The organism is Streptomyces sp. NEAU-sy36, from assembly GCF_013423905.1.
In the GTDB taxonomy this organism is placed as follows: Bacteria; Actinomycetota; Actinomycetes; order Streptomycetales; family Streptomycetaceae; genus Streptomyces; species Streptomyces misionensis.
In genome coordinates this window covers 1-17,319 of the sequence record NZ_CP058978.1, presented here as the reverse complement: position 1 = coordinate 17,319, position 17,319 = coordinate 1, and the positions used below count along the sequence as shown (strand labels likewise).

At 69.8% G+C, this 17,319-nt stretch carries 24 protein-coding genes; 12 read left to right on the top strand and 12 right to left on the bottom strand.

What is annotated here, in order from left to right; all coding sequences use genetic code 11:
* Positions 1–617: 617 nt before the first annotated feature.
* The 12 genes from HZZ00_RS37315 to HZZ00_RS37260 all read right to left on the bottom strand — a co-directional run bounded on the left by HZZ00_RS37315 (position 618) and on the right by HZZ00_RS37260 (position 10,130).
* Positions 618–794 carry a hypothetical protein gene (locus HZZ00_RS37315; protein WP_180333865.1) on the bottom strand — a complete coding sequence of 59 codons (177 nt, stop codon included), beginning with the start codon at positions 792–794 and terminating at the stop codon, positions 618–620.
* A 54-nt stretch (positions 795–848) separates the two neighbouring features.
* Complete coding sequence (locus HZZ00_RS37310) at positions 849–1,043, bottom strand: hypothetical protein (RefSeq protein WP_180333864.1); 195 nt, start codon at positions 1,041–1,043, stop codon at positions 849–851.
* A gap of 37 nt (positions 1,044–1,080) precedes the next feature.
* Positions 1,081–1,557, bottom strand: a complete 477-nt coding sequence (locus HZZ00_RS37305) for a transcriptional regulator (RefSeq protein ID WP_180333863.1) — start codon at positions 1,555–1,557, stop codon at positions 1,081–1,083.
* An 85-nt stretch (positions 1,558–1,642) separates the two neighbouring features.
* Entirely contained in the window at positions 1,643–1,828 is a 186-nt protein-coding gene (locus tag HZZ00_RS37300) for a hypothetical protein (protein ID WP_180333862.1), read from the bottom strand.
* Positions 1,829–1,867: 39 nt separating this feature from the next.
* Positions 1,868–2,227 carry a hypothetical protein gene (locus HZZ00_RS37295; RefSeq protein WP_180333861.1) on the bottom strand — a complete coding sequence of 120 codons (360 nt, stop codon included), beginning with the start codon at positions 2,225–2,227 and terminating at the stop codon, positions 1,868–1,870.
* 22 nt (positions 2,228–2,249) lie between these two features.
* Complete coding sequence (locus HZZ00_RS37290) at positions 2,250–2,696, bottom strand: protein kilB (RefSeq protein WP_180333860.1); 447 nt, start codon at positions 2,694–2,696, stop codon at positions 2,250–2,252.
* 198 nt (positions 2,697–2,894) lie between these two features.
* Positions 2,895–3,308 (bottom strand): hypothetical protein, encoded by a 414-nt coding sequence (locus tag HZZ00_RS37285; protein ID WP_180333859.1) that lies wholly within the window; start codon positions 3,306–3,308, stop codon positions 2,895–2,897.
* Complete coding sequence (locus HZZ00_RS37280; RefSeq protein WP_180333858.1) at positions 3,305–4,084, bottom strand: ParA family protein; 780 nt, start codon at positions 4,082–4,084, stop codon at positions 3,305–3,307. The genes HZZ00_RS37285 and HZZ00_RS37280 overlap by 4 nt, the downstream gene beginning before the upstream one ends.
* A 619-nt stretch (positions 4,085–4,703) precedes the next feature.
* Positions 4,704–4,895 (bottom strand): hypothetical protein, encoded by a 192-nt coding sequence (locus HZZ00_RS37275; RefSeq protein ID WP_180333857.1) that lies wholly within the window; start codon positions 4,893–4,895, stop codon positions 4,704–4,706.
* 14 nt (positions 4,896–4,909) lie between these two features.
* Positions 4,910–5,479 (bottom strand): hypothetical protein, encoded by a 570-nt coding sequence (locus HZZ00_RS37270; protein ID WP_180333856.1) that lies wholly within the window; start codon positions 5,477–5,479, stop codon positions 4,910–4,912.
* Positions 5,480–5,484: 5 nt separating this feature from the next.
* The gene (locus tag HZZ00_RS37265; RefSeq protein ID WP_180333879.1) at positions 5,485–9,135 is read right to left on the bottom strand and encodes a DUF927 domain-containing protein; all 3,651 of its coding nucleotides are present in this window, start codon (positions 9,133–9,135) and stop codon (positions 5,485–5,487) included.
* A gap of 254 nt (positions 9,136–9,389) precedes the next feature.
* A complete protein-coding gene (locus tag HZZ00_RS37260; RefSeq protein ID WP_180333878.1) occupies positions 9,390–10,130 on the bottom strand; it encodes a GntR family transcriptional regulator in 741 nt (246 codons plus the stop codon).
* A 242-nt stretch (positions 10,131–10,372) separates the two neighbouring features.
* Between HZZ00_RS37260 and HZZ00_RS37255 the strand changes: the two genes are divergently transcribed.
* The 12 genes from HZZ00_RS37255 to HZZ00_RS37200 all read left to right on the top strand — a co-directional run bounded on the left by HZZ00_RS37255 (position 10,373) and on the right by HZZ00_RS37200 (position 16,924).
* A complete protein-coding gene (locus HZZ00_RS37255) occupies positions 10,373–10,912 on the top strand; it encodes an RNA polymerase sigma factor (RefSeq protein WP_180333877.1) in 540 nt (179 codons plus the stop codon).
* The gene (locus HZZ00_RS37250) at positions 10,909–11,046 is read left to right on the top strand and encodes a hypothetical protein (protein WP_180333876.1); all 138 of its coding nucleotides are present in this window, start codon (positions 10,909–10,911) and stop codon (positions 11,044–11,046) included. Before HZZ00_RS37255 ends, HZZ00_RS37250 begins: the two co-directional genes overlap by 4 nt.
* The gene (locus HZZ00_RS37245; RefSeq protein WP_180333875.1) at positions 11,043–11,243 is read left to right on the top strand and encodes a hypothetical protein; all 201 of its coding nucleotides are present in this window, start codon (positions 11,043–11,045) and stop codon (positions 11,241–11,243) included. Before HZZ00_RS37250 ends, HZZ00_RS37245 begins: the two co-directional genes overlap by 4 nt.
* 1 nt (position 11,244) lies before the next feature.
* Positions 11,245–11,457 (top strand): hypothetical protein, encoded by a 213-nt coding sequence (locus HZZ00_RS37240; RefSeq protein ID WP_180333874.1) that lies wholly within the window; start codon positions 11,245–11,247, stop codon positions 11,455–11,457.
* A 6-nt stretch (positions 11,458–11,463) separates the two neighbouring features.
* Entirely contained in the window at positions 11,464–11,778 is a 315-nt protein-coding gene (locus HZZ00_RS37235; RefSeq protein ID WP_180333873.1) for a hypothetical protein, read from the top strand.
* Positions 11,778–11,963, top strand: coding sequence for a pRL2-8 (locus HZZ00_RS37230; protein WP_180333872.1), 186 nt, complete (start codon positions 11,778–11,780; stop codon positions 11,961–11,963). The genes HZZ00_RS37235 and HZZ00_RS37230 overlap by 1 nt, the downstream gene beginning before the upstream one ends.
* Entirely contained in the window at positions 11,963–12,193 is a 231-nt protein-coding gene (locus HZZ00_RS37225; protein WP_180333871.1) for a hypothetical protein, read from the top strand. The genes HZZ00_RS37230 and HZZ00_RS37225 overlap by 1 nt, the downstream gene beginning before the upstream one ends.
* An 88-nt stretch (positions 12,194–12,281) precedes the next feature.
* Positions 12,282–12,662, top strand: coding sequence for an RRQRL motif-containing zinc-binding protein (locus tag HZZ00_RS37220; RefSeq protein WP_374028577.1), 381 nt, complete (start codon positions 12,282–12,284; stop codon positions 12,660–12,662).
* 14 nt (positions 12,663–12,676) lie between these two features.
* The gene (locus HZZ00_RS37215; RefSeq protein ID WP_180333869.1) at positions 12,677–12,841 is read left to right on the top strand and encodes a hypothetical protein; all 165 of its coding nucleotides are present in this window, start codon (positions 12,677–12,679) and stop codon (positions 12,839–12,841) included.
* Between the two features lie 3 nt (positions 12,842–12,844).
* The gene (locus HZZ00_RS37210) at positions 12,845–13,207 is read left to right on the top strand and encodes a hypothetical protein (protein ID WP_180333868.1); all 363 of its coding nucleotides are present in this window, start codon (positions 12,845–12,847) and stop codon (positions 13,205–13,207) included.
* Between the two features lie 17 nt (positions 13,208–13,224).
* Positions 13,225–14,358 carry a conjugal transfer protein gene (locus HZZ00_RS37205; RefSeq protein ID WP_180333867.1) on the top strand — a complete coding sequence of 378 codons (1,134 nt, stop codon included), beginning with the start codon at positions 13,225–13,227 and terminating at the stop codon, positions 14,356–14,358.
* A 112-nt stretch (positions 14,359–14,470) separates the two neighbouring features.
* Complete coding sequence (locus HZZ00_RS37200; protein WP_180333866.1) at positions 14,471–16,924, top strand: hypothetical protein; 2,454 nt, start codon at positions 14,471–14,473, stop codon at positions 16,922–16,924.
* Positions 16,925–17,319: the final 395 nt, after the last annotated feature.

Here is a 17,319-nt window from a genome sequence, read left to right as displayed (position 1 = left end):
GGGCGGAATTCGCGCCGCGAATTCCTTTCCTCCTCGAATGCAGCGCAGCGAAATTCGAGGATTCGACCGCAGGTCGAATGGATAGCGCGAAGCGCTCCATTGGATTCCTAATCCGAAAGCCTGATCCCCGCCGAATTGAGAGTAATCCAATTTTGAATAGGCGCTAATTCCGCAGGAATTGGAATTTCCCTTCGAGGCTTCTCGCCTTTGAGGCGGGGGTAGAATTCCGCTTTTCTCTGGCGGGTACATACATGCCTATATCGGGCGTATCGGTGGCTACGGATAGTCACATAGTAGGGTCCGAACCTGAACTTGGGCTCTGGAGTGTATGGCACGTATGGCACGTGTGGCACATTTGACGTTTCCGCAGGTCAGACCCTATATGAAGCGTGCCATACATGTGTGGCACATCGGGGATGTGCCACACATCGATGTGTGGCACATGCGTGGCACGGGGGGTGTGGCACGGCTGGAGGCTGTTCGTCGGTCACGGTCCGTGGTTCTGAGGGGAGCGGTGAAGGCAAAAGGAATTCCCCGCCGTCCCGAGAGGGAGGGCGGGGAATTCAGGAGAGGGGCGGCGGTCGCTGGAGGTGAGTGGGTGTTGCTTGGCTCTGTGGTCAGTCCTGCTGCTCGGTTCCGTGAACGTCGCCCTGGTGCTCGCCCCCGGAGACGCCGTAGGCGTTGCCGAGGACGATGGAGCCGCCGAAGGTGACGCCCGCCTCCTGCGCGGCCTTGGCCAGGGCCTCCGTGTCGCTGGAGTCGACCGACTGTCCGCCGAAGTTGAAGGTGGCCATGTGTCCTGCCTTTCGTGTGTGGTGGTCAGATCGCGGCGAGGAGTAGGGCCGTGGTCATGCTTGGCGGGCGTCGTAGTGCTGGCCGTCGATGAGCACTCGGACCTTCTGGCCCGACTGGATCTCCTGAGCGTGGACGCCGCACGTGCTGACAGCGGTGAGCAAAGGGGTCCCAGTGGCGCTGACGATCTCGGTGCCGGTGGCCTTGTGCTTGCAGGCGTTCACTTCGCAGGGGGCCTTCTTGCTGAACATTGTGTGCCTGCCTTTCGTGTTGGGTGGGGTGTGGTGGTCAGATCGCGGCGATGAGCAGGGCGGCGACGCCGAGCCAGAGGATGTGCCAGGACTGGTCCAGGGCGTAGGCCCCGGTGCCGAGGGTCGGCGCGTACGTGCCCTCGGCGGTCACCGGGTGCGAGCCGTGGGCCGGGGTCCCGAGGCTGTAGAACTCGCTCTTCCCGCACCGGGCGGCGAGGCGGGCCAGCGTGGTGCGGCGGTCGGCCCAGTAGTGCGAGGCGGCGTCCAGGCCGAGGCCGAGGGCCAGGCCCAGCGCGGTCACCGGCAGGTGGAGGACGAGCAGGACCGGGACCAGGGCCGCGGCCTTGGTCAGGGTGAGGCCGAGGACGTGCCGGCCACACGCGAGGCGGCCGGTCCAGCCGGGCTGCCCCTTGGTGGCGGCCTGGCAGGAGGACTGGACCCAGTGATCTCCCACCGAGTGGGCGATGTACAGGGCGACGAACACGGCGGCGAAGACGCTGGCGGTCTCGGGCATGATGGATGCTCCCTGGTCTCGTTGAGCGGGTCTGGGGTGGAGGGGCGGCCGTGCGCCTGGCAGTGGACGGCCGCCCCGGTGTCTGTCAGTGGTCGTAGTGGAAGTACTGGTTGCCGTGGTGGGTGCCGCCGGTGATGCCGTGGCGGTCGCCCTGGACGGTGGTGGTGTCCCGCTCGGTGGCGGCCTGTGCCGTCTCCTTGGCGCAGAGGTCGGCGTAGAGCGCGTCCGCCTGCGCCTGGACCCATGCTTCGCGGCTGTTGTCCGTCGCCATGACTGGTCTCCTGTCTCGTGGTGGTGCGGGGGGTGGGGGTCAGACGCCGAGGTGCCGGCGCCCGCTGTCGTACATCCGCCGGGCGCTGCTGTGCTTGTCCGGGTCGCCGAGGACGCGGGAGGCGATCTGCGGCCAGGACATCCCGTGCTCGTCGCGGAGCTGTACGACCAGGACGGCGGCGCGCCGCTCCAGGAGTCGGGCCAGCTCGGTGGTGTGGCGGACCATCACGGCGAGCGACTCCCCGTCCTCCGCGAGGTTCTTGGGTGAGCCGAGGGCGGCGAGGGCAGAGGCGAGCTGGTCGCCCTCGATGGAGACGGCCAGGTAGCCGTGGGGGTCGTCGCCCGGTTCCCAGGTGATTTGGGCGGTGTGGCCGGCGGTCTTGGTGACGGTGACGGACATGGTGTGCGGTCCTTCCGAGGTGTCAGGCGTTGAGGGCGGTGGCGGCGGCGGTGGTGAGGCGGTCGGACGCGGTGATGGCGATGTCGCGGCGGTTGTCGAGGACGTCTCGGGCGACGGCGCCGCGGATGTCGTAGGCGGCCTGGGCGGCGGCCTGGGCGGCGGGGGCGATGGAGGGGAGGAGCATCTGCACGCGCAGGAGCGGGGCGGTGATGGCGGAGCGGGTGGAGTGGGACTCGGCGCGGGCGGCGGACCAGTCCTCGCCCCGCAGGCGCAGGTCCTCGCGGACCCACATCGCCCGGCGGTGGTCGGCGAGGCGGGAGACCAGCTCGGTGACGGCGGCGAGGGCCTCGGCGCGGCGGGTCTCGGCGGTGGCGGCCTCGCGCTCGGCGCGGGCGGTGCGGTGCTGTAAGAGGCCGGTGAGGAGGGCGCCGGCGAGGGTGCCGAGGACTGCGACGATAGCGGTGATCACGTTGTGTTCCCTTCTGGTTGCTCTGTGCGGTGGGTACGGGAAGAGCATGGCACACCCCTTGCGCATTGCGCAAGGGTTTCGTGACATCGTGAGCTCATGGCCTCATGACGTCACAACCAGTGGATAGAAACAGGTCAGGGCCGCATCGCTTGCGCGATACGGCCCTGACACAGGGACCTTGCTGCTACCTGGGCAGGCTCACCGGAGCCGCCTGAGCAGCGCCTTGCGGGTGGGCTCGTGCTCGCGTGCGAGTCGCAGCGCCTCGCGGATCACCTCGGCCTTGTCCAGGGTCCGGCGCCCGGCGTCGTCCCGGAGCTCCAGGACGAAGAAGTCGACTTCGGCCGCCTCTTCCGGGTCGAACCGCACGGTCGTGGGGACCGCGTCGGCGGCGGCCGGTGGCGGGCGCCGGCCACCGCGGCTCCGTCCCGGACGGGGCGAGCGACGGGCGGGACGCTCTTCCTGGTCCTCGGTCCCGCCGCCCGGAGCGGTTTTCGACTCCGGGTCCTGGCGCTGCTCCTGCTCCCGTTCTTCGCGCAGCTTGCGCAGGCGCTCGAAGTCGCCACCGAGGCTGCCGAGGTCGGGCGGCGGAGGGCTCTGCCGTGCTGCGCTCACGCGGCCAGCACCACCTTGGCCAGGTCCCGGTACCACTGGGACGCCTCGCACTTGGCGTCGTACTCCAGGACGGGCACCTTCGCACGCCAGGCCTTGCGGATGTCGGTGCGCTTCTTGATCTCTGCGATGACGGGCGGGTCGCCCATGCCGCGGAAGGCCTCCAGCATGCTGGTGACCATCTCGCCGTCGCGGAGGTCGTACCGGGACGGCACGATGCCGATGATGTCGATCGTCTCGCGCATCAGGTCGGACAGGACGACGACCTGGCGTAGGAGCAGACGCAGGGCGCGGATGCTGGAGTCCTCGGCCTCTACGGGCACGATCAGCCCGCCGCGCCGTCCCGGCCGGCGCCGGGCGGCCATCAGCGCGCACTCGGTGCCGATGCCGAGGGACGGCGGGGCGTCGATGACGCACGCGTCGTACTCGTCCTCGAACTCCTCCAGGAGCCGGGCGAGGCGCATCTCCCGGGCGTTGGCCGCGTACAGCCCCTTGTCCAGCAGGAACATGTCCAGGGCGGTGGGCAGTACGTGCAGCCGCTCACGGTAGGGCACCGGGAGCTGGTGAGGGTCGCCCTTCCACTCCCCCAGCACCCAGCCCTTCATGGTGCGGCCGTCCGGCGACTCGGGTACGCCGAGGGCTTCGGTGAGGTGGCCCTGCGGGTCCCAGTCGACCAGCAGGGTGCGCCGCCCGGCTTCCGCCAGGGCGGCCCCCAGGTTGATGGTGTTGGCAGTCTTGCCCACGCCACCCTTCTGGTTCGTCATCGAGAAGATGTCCATGGGCGGCAGCGTAGAGCCTGATCAAGGGACCTGTGACGCCGCCACGGGCTCATGGCGTCACGACGTCAGCGACAGGACGCCCGCGCGACGGAAACTCGCGCCTCTGGGTCGTGTCCTCTCGGTGCGTGTGCGAGTTTGCTAGGCATGGGAGACATGCGGAGTCAGTACGTGCCGGTCTGGTGTCTGTGCGTCGAGGGCGGGAGCTGCGACCGGGACCATCCCTGGCAGTGCACCGGGTGTGGGCCGGGCCGGTACGACCAGTCCGAACGGATGCGGATGCTGCGGCGTGAGATCCCGTTCGGACTGTGCGCGGACTGCCGTGAATCATCGTCGCCTTGTGACGTCATGACGCCGTGACGCCACACATGTGAGTCGCACCCTGGGTCGCGTCCTGGGTCGCGTCCTGGGTCGCACCCTGGGTCACACCCTAGGTCGCGTCCTAGGTCGCGCCGGGTTCGCGCTGACGGAGTGCGGGATACGTGCTCTGACCTGGTGGACAAGGGGTGCCGAGGTGGCCAGCCCGGACGCCGACTACTTACCTGGAGCGCTCCTCGTGAGCGGGTCGAGCTGCATGACGTCATGAGAAAGGGCCCGCACCGATGGCGCGGGCCCTGCTCGGTCAGACGATCTCGCAGTCGTCACACCAGGGGTGTCGGTTGGCGTGGCGGCGCCGGCACTCGATGCAGGCGGTGTTGCCACAGGTGAGGCAGAACCCCCAGCCGGTGGCGTCCTCGCAGTAGACCAGTGCGTGTTCCTGGTCGAGACGGACGGCGACCAGGGCCTCGGCGGCCTCCTCGGTGCTGCTCTTCACTCCGGGCTCTTTCATCAGAAGTCGATGCTCCCCCATGAGGACCGGTCCAGGTCGAGGTACCGGGCGAAGCCCATGTCCTGGTCGTCGTAGGCGCGGACCAGCAGGCCGATGGCCTGCTTCTCGCGGCCTTTCTCGATGGCCAGGATGAACGCCTTGGCGTTCGCGCCGTGCAGTGTCCCGTAGACGACGCCGTGCCACATGCTTTCGGAGATCACCCAGGTGCCGTCCACTCGGGCGGTGACGGAGCCGGGGAAGACCCGTTCGGGTTCCTTCTCGGCTTCCTCGGCACCTTCCTCTCCGCCCTCCTCGGGTGGTTCGGCCGGGGTCGGCGGCGCGGGGGGAGCCGGTGGAGCGGGAGGCGCGGGGGGAGCGGGAGGTGCCTCGGGCGGAACCTCGGCCGGGGCCTCTTCCTTCTTCTTCCGTCCGAACAGGCGGCCCAGCAGGCCGGGCTTCTTCTCCGCCTTCGCTGCCGGGGTCTCGGGTGCGGGAGCCTCGGGTGCGGGCGGCGGAGTCGGTGCCGGCGGGGGAGTCGGGGAGGGCTGCTCTTCCTTGCCCTTGCGGCCGAACGGCCACCACTTCGCCATGGAGATCAGCCCTCCCTCTTCTTCTGCTCGGCCAGGTACTCGCGCATCACGGTGTGCGCGTTGTCGCCTTCAGGGTCGTCGGCGGTCTTGAGCCGGTCGGCCACGGCGGCCATCGGGATGACGCCCTCGGACGACCAGGTGCCGCTGGAGGTGCCCAGGCGCATGGCCTGGGGCTTGGCCTGCTCGGGGTCGGCGTGCTCGCTGGTGTACGTGACGGCGTCGACGTACAGGGACAGCGGGTAGCGGCTCTCCTCGGTGGCGTACTTGTGCAGTGCGCGGAAGGTGTTGGCGTTGGCGAGCGCCATGATGGCCTTGGCCCAGTCGGGCCGCCAGTAGATGTCCCGCTCGTAGACGTCGCCGCTTTCGTGGTCGTAGCGCGGGTCGTTGCGCCCGAGGTAGCCGCGGAAGCTCTGGTAGAGCCGTCCGTGGATGCCCTTGACCCAGCGGGCGCCGGGGCGGCCCTCCTCCTGGCAGCGCAGCACGTAGCGGCGCATGTTGAGCAGCTTCTTGTACATGCCGGTCAGGGCCCGCTTGGAGTCCTCCCAGACCCAGGCTTCCAGCACCTCGGGCACCCACTGGGGGAAGCACTCCAGCAGCAGGTCCATGTCCGGGTTGAACAGCCAGTACCCGCCCGCCTTGGCCTCGGTGAAGACGAGGGTGGGCAGCGCGTCCCAGATGCCGCCGCGCACGGGCGGCACGCTGGCCACCCGCCACATGCCGGCTTTCAGCGGGTCGTACTCGCGGCCCTGCTCGTGGTGGGTCGGGTCACCGATGCCGAGGACGGCGGAGTTGTAGGCGGGCAGCCAGGCCGCGACCCGGTCGAACTTGTGCAGCCAGGCATCCCGCTCCTCGGCCAGGTCCGGGACCCGGGCCCACTGCGGGGAGACCATCGTGCGGGCGCCCATCGGCTCCGCGAGCGGGCCGGACCAGCGCTGGAACCGCTGGGGTCCGTCGCCCTCGTGGTCGTCCTTCTTGGCCATCGCCCGGACCATGGGCGAGATGACGTCGTCGCGGTCCAGGCCGCCCGCGAAGTCCTCGGCGGTCTTGTTCGGGCTGAGGTAGTAGGGGATCACCTTGGGCTGGTCGGCCGGTCCGTGCCGGGTGGACAGCAGGTAGACCATGAGGGCGTCCAGCATCACGGCCGCCGACTCCGCGCCGCCGAACCCGCCGCGGCCGGGCAGGCCCAGCTTGTCGAAGCGGGACTCGTAGGCCGGGATCGCCAGGTTCAGCCGCTCCCCGCCCGGGGTCGTGAGGGTCATCCAGCAGGACACCCCGGACTCGGGTCGCATCCTGGCGATGTGCTCGCCGGGGGTGCCCCACTCGCACGCGGCCGGCGCCTGCGGTCCGCCCTTCTTGCGCGGGTCGAACGCGGGCAGTTCCAGGACGTCGAGCATGTCGTTGGCCAGGTAGAGCGTCTTGAGGTTGTAGGCGGCCATCAGCTCGGGGACGTCGTCCACGGACGCCGGACGGCGCACGCCCTTGATGGGCTCGCAGTTCGGCAGGTGCAGACCGTCGGCGCCGAGGACGCCGATCCGCAGTGCGTCACGGGTCCGCCAGTTGCGCGCCTTCGAGGCGAGGTCGGCCCACTCCTGGTCGGTCACGGCGGGCACCGGCTTGGGGTAGGGCACGAACGGCGCCGTGGTGGGCTTGGGCGGCACCACAGCCGTGACCTGCCCAATCGCCTCCGTGGTGGCGTCATGAGTCCGCGAGTCCGCGAGCCCGTCAGCCGGGACCGGTGCTGCGGGAGCTCCCGCAGCAGCGAGGGCCTGTGCCCGCTCGATGGCGGCCTGCTCCGCCCGCACGATGGGCGAGTCCTCGGCCGGCGCGGGCGCCACCTCGTGCACCACGCTGGTGCCGGTCGGCTCCCACGCCTCCCACGCGGCGTTCGCGTCCAGGATGTAGACCATGTCCTGCACCAGGGTCCGCAGGCGCCGGGTCGGCGGCTTGGACTTGAAGCCCCGCGGCTGGGTCACCCGCAGGATGCCTCGCCGCTTCAGCTCCCCCAGGCCGGGCGGTAGCAGCACCCCGGCCTCCAGCCCCATGCGCTTCAGGGCCTCGCCGTACACGTGCAGCTCGGTCACGCCGGTCTTGCGGTTCTTGTACCAGTAGCCGAGGACGTCGCGCGGCTTGAACTCCGTCTCCCCCGCCATGGCCGGGGCGGCGTCGTCCTCGTCGTCCTGGTCGTCCTTGCGGATGCCTCCGACCAGCTGGTGCTCGGTGAGCCACATCGCCGGGTGCATGGCGATGGCGCCGGCCACGATCTGCCAGACCTGCTGGCCGGGGGAGACGTTGTTCTCGGCGGACTCGTCGACCACACGCGGCAGCTCCACGCGGGCCTCCTCGAAGGCGTGCTCCCCGAGCTGGGGGAGCCCGAGCAGCTCCCCCAGCATGTACGAGCCGACCACCCAGGCCGCCAGGATGCGCGCCAGGGTAAGCGGGATACCGGCGGTCGCCGTGGTCAGCCGACCAGTGATCTGCCGGTGCAGCTCCCGCCACTCCTTCACGCGCTCAGCCCCGTACATCCCGGCCCGCTCCGCCCAGACCAGCGGCCAGCCGTGGTACTGCGCGGACAGCGCCACCGCTTCATCGGAGGCCTCGGCGGAGCCGAAGAACGGCTCGTGCAGCTGGATCACACGGGAAGCGAAGGACTCCGGCTGGCCGGGCGCCAGCAGGGACTCGTTCGAGGAGAAGCTGACCATGGAGTGGAAGGTGCCGACGCTGGAGCGCATCGCGCCGGACTGGTCCAGCCGGTCACGGCGGGCGCCACCCAGGACGCGCGAGACCAGGTTCTGGATCTCCTTGAGCGACATGCCGCCCGAGGACAGCTCCTCGCGCATGAGAGGCATGTAGCGGGCCTGGATCAGCAGCTCGGGCAGCGCGTGCGCGGTGCTGTTCAGCGACCCGAACAGCTTGTAGGCCGGGTCCGGGCTGCCCAGGACTGCGGCCTGCACCTTCTGGAGGCTGGACTTGCCCATCTGCCCGGAGCCGTACAGCACCTGGACGTGCGTGTGCACCGACTGGAACGAGGAGCACAGCACCGTGGACAGGGGGGAGCCCAGCACCAGGGCGGTACGCGGGGCGGTCATCGCCATGTCCACGATCCGGCGCCAGGCCGCGAGCGCCGCGGCTTCGTCGGGATCGCCCGTGCGCATGTAGCCCAGATCCTGCGAGTCCGCGCCGGGCAGCACCAGGCCGCCGTCCTTGGTCTTCACCGGGATGGACGGCATCTCGGGTGCCTCGCGCACGTCCACCGACATGACCTTGGCGTACGCCTGGCACTCGTCACGACTGACGGGCCGGTCGCGGCCGACGACGTCGGCCCAGGTGCCGTCCAGGATCTGGTGAGCCTGGACGATCCGGGGGCCTTCCTCCGTCTCGATCAGATACGCGATCTTCGTGTGCCGACGGTCGTTGTCCCGGTAGGTGATCTTCCCGAGTACCTTCGGCACCGTGCCGATGGGCAGCGCGGGCGACTGCTGGCCCGCGCGGTGAAGAATCACCCGGTCCGACCTGCGGAACAGCCATCCCGGCTTCATGCCCGGGATCGGCTCCGTCTCGGGCGGGCGCCCGCCCCGGTCCAGCGACCGGACGGTCCCGCCACCTCCCTGGGAGGGAACCTCGGCAGACTCCTGCGTCTGCTGGGTCTGGTGGGTCACGTTTGCCTTTCCGGCCCACCGGCGGAGTGATCAACAGATGGGAGGGTAGAGAAATCCCTACCCCCCTGCCTTACACTCGCAGGTGGACCACGACTGGACGTCCACCGATCGCCCCGTTTTCCGGACTTCGACCTCTCCGAGGCTTCGCCCCCTCGAAGAGACCCGGATACCGGGGCTTTCGGCGTTTAACGATCTTTTTTTGCTTCGGTGAAGCCTACGCCGGGAGAAGGACCCCGACTGTTGGGTTTGACCGGCTAGTCGCCGCCGTGCCACATACCGGGGCGGAGGATGTCCTCCCACACCTCCAGCGGGCCGTCGTCATCGCTATAGACCGTGCGCAGCACGAGGACGGGCACCGGAACGTTCGGAGGCACGTCGATGCCGAACTCTTCCAGCTCGTTGTCGGAGGCCAGGCGCGCGCAGCTCTTCTCCGGTCCGGCTGTGATCGTCTTGCCGGTCCGCTCTGTGTACAGGTCATGTCGGAACTTCGGCATGGGGCTCGCGTCCAGGAGCTCGGGAAGTGGGATCAGGGCCCGCATGTGGATGACGTTGAGGGCCAGGACCATCGGCTTGGCGTCGTGAACGAAAGTCCGTGAGCGCAGGACGATCTCGTCGTACAGCTCGACGCCCAACAGGTTGGCGATCTCAGGGTCAGCGCAGGACCGCAAGACGGACTGCGAGTTGATGTACGTCTCGCGTGGGGCGAGGGGACGACCGGTCCGTCGTAGTCGTTCGAGACGAGCGGCCCCGGTGACGAGGGCCGCGGGGGCTTCGCCAGCGTCCAAGACTCGGGTGCCGTGTCCCCGGGAGCTGCGTACGAGACCCTCGGCCTCCAGCGCCTGGTAGGCCCGGTGCACGGTCGTAGTCGATCCCTTGCCTTGCCCGACCATCTCCCGCACCTGAGGCAGGAGGTCACCGGGGCTGTACTCGCCTGTCGTGATCTGTCGCGCGATCTCGTCGGCCAGCTCGCGCCATTTAGGCGCCTTTGTGGGCATGGGTGACTCCTTCTGCTCGTCGCGGGTGGTGTTCGGTCGCCACCACCATACCGCTGTTCCGGAACAGTTGACAGTTCCGGAACAGCGGAGTCTTATTGGTCGTGGCACTTCCGCGAAGGACACAGCCGGAAAGCGCACAGCACCGCTGTGCCCTGAAACGAAGTGCGGCCCTGGCCTGGTGTCCAACCACCTGGCCAGGGCCTAGACCACCCCGACTGCCACACAGAAGGGAGCGATCCTCCATGGATCGTATCGACCAGCCCCTCTCCGCGGCGTTAGCGGCCCGGTTGGACCGGCTGTTCCGCCTCTACAGCACCCGGCTTTTGAGCTACACCCGGACCCTGACCCGCGACGCCGACGCCGCCCAGGACGTCGCCGCCGAGGCCTGGACCCGCGCCGCCCGCTCCCTGCCCACCTTCGAGGGCACCGACTACGCCGCGTACATCTGGCTCCGCACGATCGCCCGGAACGCGGCGGCCGACTACTACACCCGCTACGAGCGGCCCGAGGACTGGACGGAGGAGATCTCCTCCCGCGTCCTCCCGGCCGCGGCCTCCGCCGAGGACGTCGCCCTCGCCGAGCCGCCCGCGCCGGCCACCGAGGTCGCCGAGCTGCTCGCCGCCCTGGACGCGCTCCCCGAGCAGGACCGCTCGGTCGTCCGCCTCCGGATGCAGGGCGAGACCTGGGAGGCCATCGGCCGCTCCTACGGCCGGACCTGCGGCGCCGCGTGCAGCCGCTACCAGCGAGTCCTCTCCGCGCTGCGGTCGGCGGTGGCGGCATGACGAACGTCCCCGCGAGCGAGCCCGCCGCCGACTACCACCTCCAGCAGGCCCAGCAGGCCGCCGCCGCCGCCGAGGCCGCGAGGCAGCAGGCCGAGGCCATCCGCGCCCAGCAGTCGCAAGGAGGTCAGAAGTGAAGTTCCGCCGCGAGACCGCCAAGGACGACTACCGCCGCACGCACGAGCTGGCCGCCGCGCTCGGGGCCTCCCTGGAGCCGCACGGCACGCCGGTCAGCCCGCTCCGCAAGGAGTTTGAGGAGACCGTCGCACACGCCCTGCACGCCAACGTGTCCACCGAGCCGCCCGCCGGCCACACCTACCCGAAGAGGGGCTGACGTGACCCTCTTCCGTCCCGGCTCCCACGAGTCCTCGTACGACGACAACTTCCGCACCGGCAGTCTGCTGGACGCCGCTGACCGGGCCTTCGAGGGCGAGCCCGAGACCGAGCTGCACGAGGCGTTCGAGGACGTCGTTGTCGCGGGTCTGCTGTGCGACGCCCAGCTCGACGTCTACCCGCCCGCCGGCCACACCTACCCGAGGAAGGGCTGACCCCCCATGGCGAACACGCGCAAGCTGGACCGCATCATCAGCGACACGGAGACGAAGCTGCGCTCCCTCGGCAACGGGGAGACGACCTTCCTGAACGCGGGGGAGAAGGCGCGGTTCGCCGCCCATGTCGCCCGTGGCGGCTACCAGGTGACGCGGGGCAAGTCCCCCGCGGGTGCGGACCGTGCGATCGACAAGCTGTTTGAGGAGGCCCAGCAGCGGCTGACGGCCGAGCTGTCGGCCGCGCGAGCGGCCCGCCAGCAGGCCATCGCCCAGGCCGCCGCCGACAAGGTCGCCGAGAAGTCTGAGTCGAGGTGGTGGTGATGGCGAGCGAGACCGCGCTGAACCCGCCGCCGGGCGAGTGCCGCCAGTGCTGGTTCCACGCCTACGCCTCGAAGGAGGCGCACGCGCACCTCGGCCCGCGCGAGGACTGCCCGGAGTGCGTGGACCACATGCGCAACGGCCACGGCGACATGATCGTCCCGGGCCAGTGGCGGCGGTGGTTCTAGTGCGGACCCTGATGGTGCTGCCCGTCCTGTACGTCCTCGCCCGCGCCCCGCGGATCGGTGCGCTCCTGGTGGCCGCCGGCCTCGCCGGGATCGTCGGACACAGCGGCATGCCGCTCGTCTCGGGCCTGGTGCTCCTGGCCATCGCCGCCCTCGGCGTGATGGCGGTCGGCCTGGCCCTGGTCCTCCCGGATCTACCGGCCGTCCGCAGCTCCGCTCCCCCGGATCTGTGACCTCTCTGCTCCCCGTGGTGGTGTCGTGCCGTCACGACGCCACGACACCACCGCACCCGACTGACCAGCCCAGGAGGAGGTGAACGACGTGAAGTTCTACGACCCGACCGGAGCCGAGTACGGCATCCCGACCTACCCGCGCCGCCTCGCCCCCGAGGGCCTGGCCACCCGCCGCCAGCTCCGCGCCCAGGGCCTGCGCCCCAACGGCCAGGACGTCGCGGCCCAGATCCTCTGGCACGGCCGGCGCGACCCGCTCACCCGGGTCCGCCCGATCCGCGCCGCCTACCTCTACCGCATCGACCTGGCCGCCCCCGTCCGGCCCATGACGCCGGGCCGGTGCCGCGCGGTCGCCGCCATGCTGCGCGCCCGCCGCACCTGCCCCGTCTGCCGGGTCATCCACCCCTATGTCATCCCGACGTCCCTCGGCTGCTGCCCGGGGTGCGCCGACGGCCAGGCCCTCGCGGCCTGAAAGGACCACACCTGATGAACGACATGATCCGTGCCAGCATCGCGCGCGCCGAGGCCGAGGCCGTCGCCGCTGAGGCCGCGTACCAGGCGGCCGAGACCGAGAGGCTGGGGCGCGCCTACCCCTCCTCCACGCCCGAGACCACCGAGGCCCGCACGGCCCAGAACCACGTGGAGCGCTGAGCCATGACCCACTCCGAGATCGAGTCGTACCAGCCGACCCCGCTCCCCGCGGTCCCGCCCGGGATGGCCGTCGCCTACACCCCGCAGGGTCAGCCGGTCTACATCCCCCAGACCGCCCAGCCCCCGGTGGTCGTGCAGATGCCGTCCCAGCCGATCCCGGCCTGGCTCCGCAACGCGCTGATCGCGGCCGTCGGCCTGCTGATCCTGTGCACCCCCGCGACCGTGCTCCTGGTCGTCGCGGAGCCGGCACTGATGGCGATGGGCCAGGGCCTGGCCTACAGCGGCATCGGGATCGGTATCGGTGTGATCGGCGTCGCCGCCGCCATCAAGAGTCTGCGCGAGACGCCCCGCCAGCCCAAGAAGTGACTGGTCACCAAAGCTTCGTGACGTCGCGAGCCCACTACGCCGCGACGTCACCACACACCGAGGAAGGCACCACGATGGAGACCACCCAGCTCCGCGAACTCACGAAGGTCCAGCGCTCCCTGCTCATCGGCACGATCGTCCCGATCCTCGCGGTCGGCGTGATGGGCGGCATCGGCACCTACACCAACCTCTCCCACGTCTACGGCAAGGGGACCGCCCTCGGCGCCCTCGCGGCCGGTGAGGGCGCCACCGCCGTCATGGCGATGATCCTGCTCATCACCACCGCCCTCGGCCAGGCCGCACCCCGCGTCGTCCGCGCCGGCCTCTGGCTCCTGCCCATGGCCGCCGCCACGATGGGCGCCACCGCCGCCAAGGGCCTCGGGCAGACCATCGTCTACGCCATCACCCCGATGGCCATCACCGCGGCCGCCGAGGGCCTGGCCTTCCTGACCCGCCGCGTCGTCATCCACCAGGTCGGCCGCGACGTCGAGGCCCAGGCCCGCGCCGCCGCCGTCCTGAAGGACCTGGCCTACCACCAGGCCGTCGCCGCCGGACACCCCGACGAGAAGACCCGCAAGAAGGCGGTGAAGACGTCCTGGAAGCTGGCCCGGAAGGTCGGCGTCGGTGACCCGTCCCTGGCGGACGACCTGATGGGTGTCCAGCGTGACCGGATCGGCAAGAGCGCCGACATCGCCCTGGAGCGGATGTTCACCCCCGGCCTGTCCGCCACGGCGCCCGCCCTCGCCCCGGCATCCGCCCTCACGGCCCCCGCCATCCTTCCCGCGTCCGCTGATGACGCCACGAGCCCGCGAACCCACGAGTCCACCATCCACGCGGATGCGAACGGACGTCCGGCCGACCACGCCTCTGACCAGCAGGAAGAGGCCAAGAACGTCCGCCCGGCTCTCTCGCTCGTCCGAGCCCAGAGCAAGCGCGCCAAGAGCCTCGCGGCCGACGTCCGCGACATGGTCAGGGACGGCGTGGAAGACGTCCGGGTCATCACCGAGGCCCTGGCCACCCGCCACGGCCGCGAGGCGGACGACCCCCGCTTCAAGGCCACCGTCAGCCGCAGCTTCCGCGCCGCCCGCACCGCCCTCGCGGACGAGAAGACGGACGACCAGCCCACCGGCCAGTACGGCCAGTACCTCTGACCCGCCCACTGTCAGACCCGACCAGCAAGATCCGTAGGGAACACCGCCCGGCAGGCCCACTCCTGCCAGAGACCACCTGCCGGGCGGCAGGCCCCCAGCACAAGGGGAACCAATGAACAGCATGACCGCCCTCGCGGGCGCTCCAACCTCACCCCCGACCGTCGGCGGCGGGGGCCTGGTCGTGCTCGTGGTCGTCATCCTGGCCGCCGCCGCCAGAAAGAAGACCACGAGCACGGACACCCCCGGCCCCAAGGGATCTGTCCGCAACCTCATCCACGCCATCGGCGGCCTGGTCGGCGCCGTCCGCTTCGTCGTCCGCTTCTACAGCGGCCGGGAGCTCCGGGGCGGACCCCGCTCGACCGCCACCTTCTTCCGCGCCGGCACCCCGACCACGCCCATGCAGAAGGCCCCCGCCGTCTCCATGGCCTCCATCGCCGTCGCCCCGCCCAAGGTCTCCCTAGTCAAGACCCCGCGCCGCCAGCCCAGCCCGTGGGCCCGCAAGGCCGCCACCTGGCTGACCACCTACAGCGGCCGGGGCGCCCAGGCCCTGGACAGGGCCGTCCGTGCAGCGCTCTGGACCGCTCGCACGGCCGGGCGCATCTGGCGCGTCCTGCGGGCCGTCTGGCGGTTCCTGCGGGCCGTCTACGCCGCCGTGGCGCCCGTCGTGGCCACCATCGCCCGCACCCTGCGCGGCTGGCACTGCTGGCCGTACGCCGCCCGCGGCCTGACCCGCCTCGCGCTCACCGCCGTCCTGGTGGGCCTCGCGGTCCCGGCCTGGCGCGGCTTCACCCTCGTGGTCCTGGTCCTCGCCCTGGCCGTCGTCCTGGTCGCCGCCTACCGCTTCCGGCCCAAGCCGCCCGGCGACGACGTCGTCTACGGCCCGAAGATCTGGACGATCCTCCGCGCCGACCTCAACCTGCCCGAGGACGAGCCCTGGGAGCACTGGCTGAGCCTGCCCGCGCGCCTGGCCGCCGACGACGCCCGGATCGTCGTCCGGCTCCCCTGGACGTTCCGCGGCTCCCAGATGGACAAGGACAACGTCACCGCCCTGATCAACAGCCGTCTGCCGGGGGAGTGGGTCGGCCGCTTCACCTTCACCGGCGAGCACGCCACCGCCGTCTACACCCACAAGCCGCCGCCCAAGCCGCCGGCGCCCAAGCCCGCCCCGCCGAAGTCCGTGGACATCGAGGAGCCGCGCGTCCAGGAGGCCCTGGCCGCCCTCGCGCCGGACGAATTCCTCCTCGGCGCGGACGAACACAACGAGCTGGTAATCCGGCGCATGGCGGGCGAGGTATCCCACTGGGCCTACTCCGTCGGCTCGGGCGGCGGTAAGTCCACCACCCTCCAGTGGCTCGCCGTCCAGATGCTCATGAAGCGCGGCACCATCCTCGGCGTAGACCCGAAGCTCATCAGCCTCGCGCCCCTCGAAGGCATCCCCGGCGTCTTCCTCTACAAGGACCCGGAAAACGGTCTCGACATGCGCCGCGCCATTTACTGGGTGGCCGACGTCGTCATGGCCCGCTTCTACGAAATCGAGCAGGGCACCGCTACCGAATTCGACCCGCTGTATGTGTTCCTGGAAGAGTCCAACGAACTCGCCGGAATTCTCCGGAACGTATGGAACAAGGTCCGAGTGAAGAAGGGCGACGACAAGGACCCGGCCGCAGACCCGATCTGGGAAGAGGCCGTGGGCCGAATTCTCCGCTTCGGCCGCGCGGCCAATGTCCACCTGCTCGCCGTGTTCCAGGACTTCAAGGACAACGAATTCAGCGGCCAGTCTCTCCGTCCCCTTTTCCCGTTCAAGGTGCTCGGTAGCTACGACCCGCACCAGTGGGAGCGCATTACCGGAATGCCCAAGAGCGTCATGCCGCCGCCCGTGAAAAAGCCCGGCCTTATGGTCACCGTGGCCGACGGAGTGCCTTTCTCCTACCAGACTCCCTACCTCTTCATTGACGACGAGAACGAGGAGGGCGAGAAGGAAAAGCGGCCCGCCTCGGAAGACGAGGCCAAGGAGCTCTACAACAAGCTCTACAGGGAGCTGCGCGAGCGCCACGGCTGGAGCGACCGCGGCCTCTACAGCGAGCCGCCGGCCGTGAGCCCCAGGGGCGTCCCCAAGCTCCTCCAGGGCCGCGTGGAGGGCCTGTCACGCGACACCGACGCCCACGGCCCGATCGGGGCCTCAGAGGGGGGTCTGAGCGACGAAACCGCAGGTCACGGTGTCACACACCAGGGGAGCGTGACACCCGGCGTGACAGGCCAGCGTGACAGGCTCAGGCTCATCCCCGGGCAGGCCGGCGCCGAGGGCCCTGAGGACCCCCTGGCGGCCCCCACGCTCCTGACCATCGCCGAGATCGCCCGCGAGATGCAGTCCCGCGGCTACGACATCGAAGCGGGCCTGATCCGCCAGCACAAGCGGCGCCGCGAAACCACCGGATTCCCGGTCGGAATCGAGATCGACGGCGCCGAGAAGTTCACCCTGGCCCAGCTCATCACCTTCTACGAGCAGCGCGGCCTCGAACGGCGCGTGGAAAACCAGGAAGACACCGAGCAGGACGACGCTGTCTGACCTGCGAAAACACGGTAGGCCCCCTCTATGAGGGGGCCTATTTGCGTTCCTGGAGCCTTCTTGATATCGTCCAGAATCACCGGAAAAGGCCACGTAGAAGGGTCTGGAAATGGAAGATGAAAACCTCTGCGATAACTGCGGAGAAGAGTGTGGAGATCCGTACTGCGGGAAATGTCCGCACTGCGGTGGGGAACTCGAAGAAGACTATGTGTGGCCCAATCCGTGCATTAAGTGTCGCCTTAAAGCGCAAAGGGAAGAGGCTCTGAATCCCCCTCATTTCGATATCTGAAAACTGGGCGAATTTGCCGAAGCGCGAAGCGCGAGGTTTTCTGGATATCAAATGTACTTCCCCTCGTTAAATGCCGCGAGAAAGGCCCCGAAAGGCGCGAAGCGCC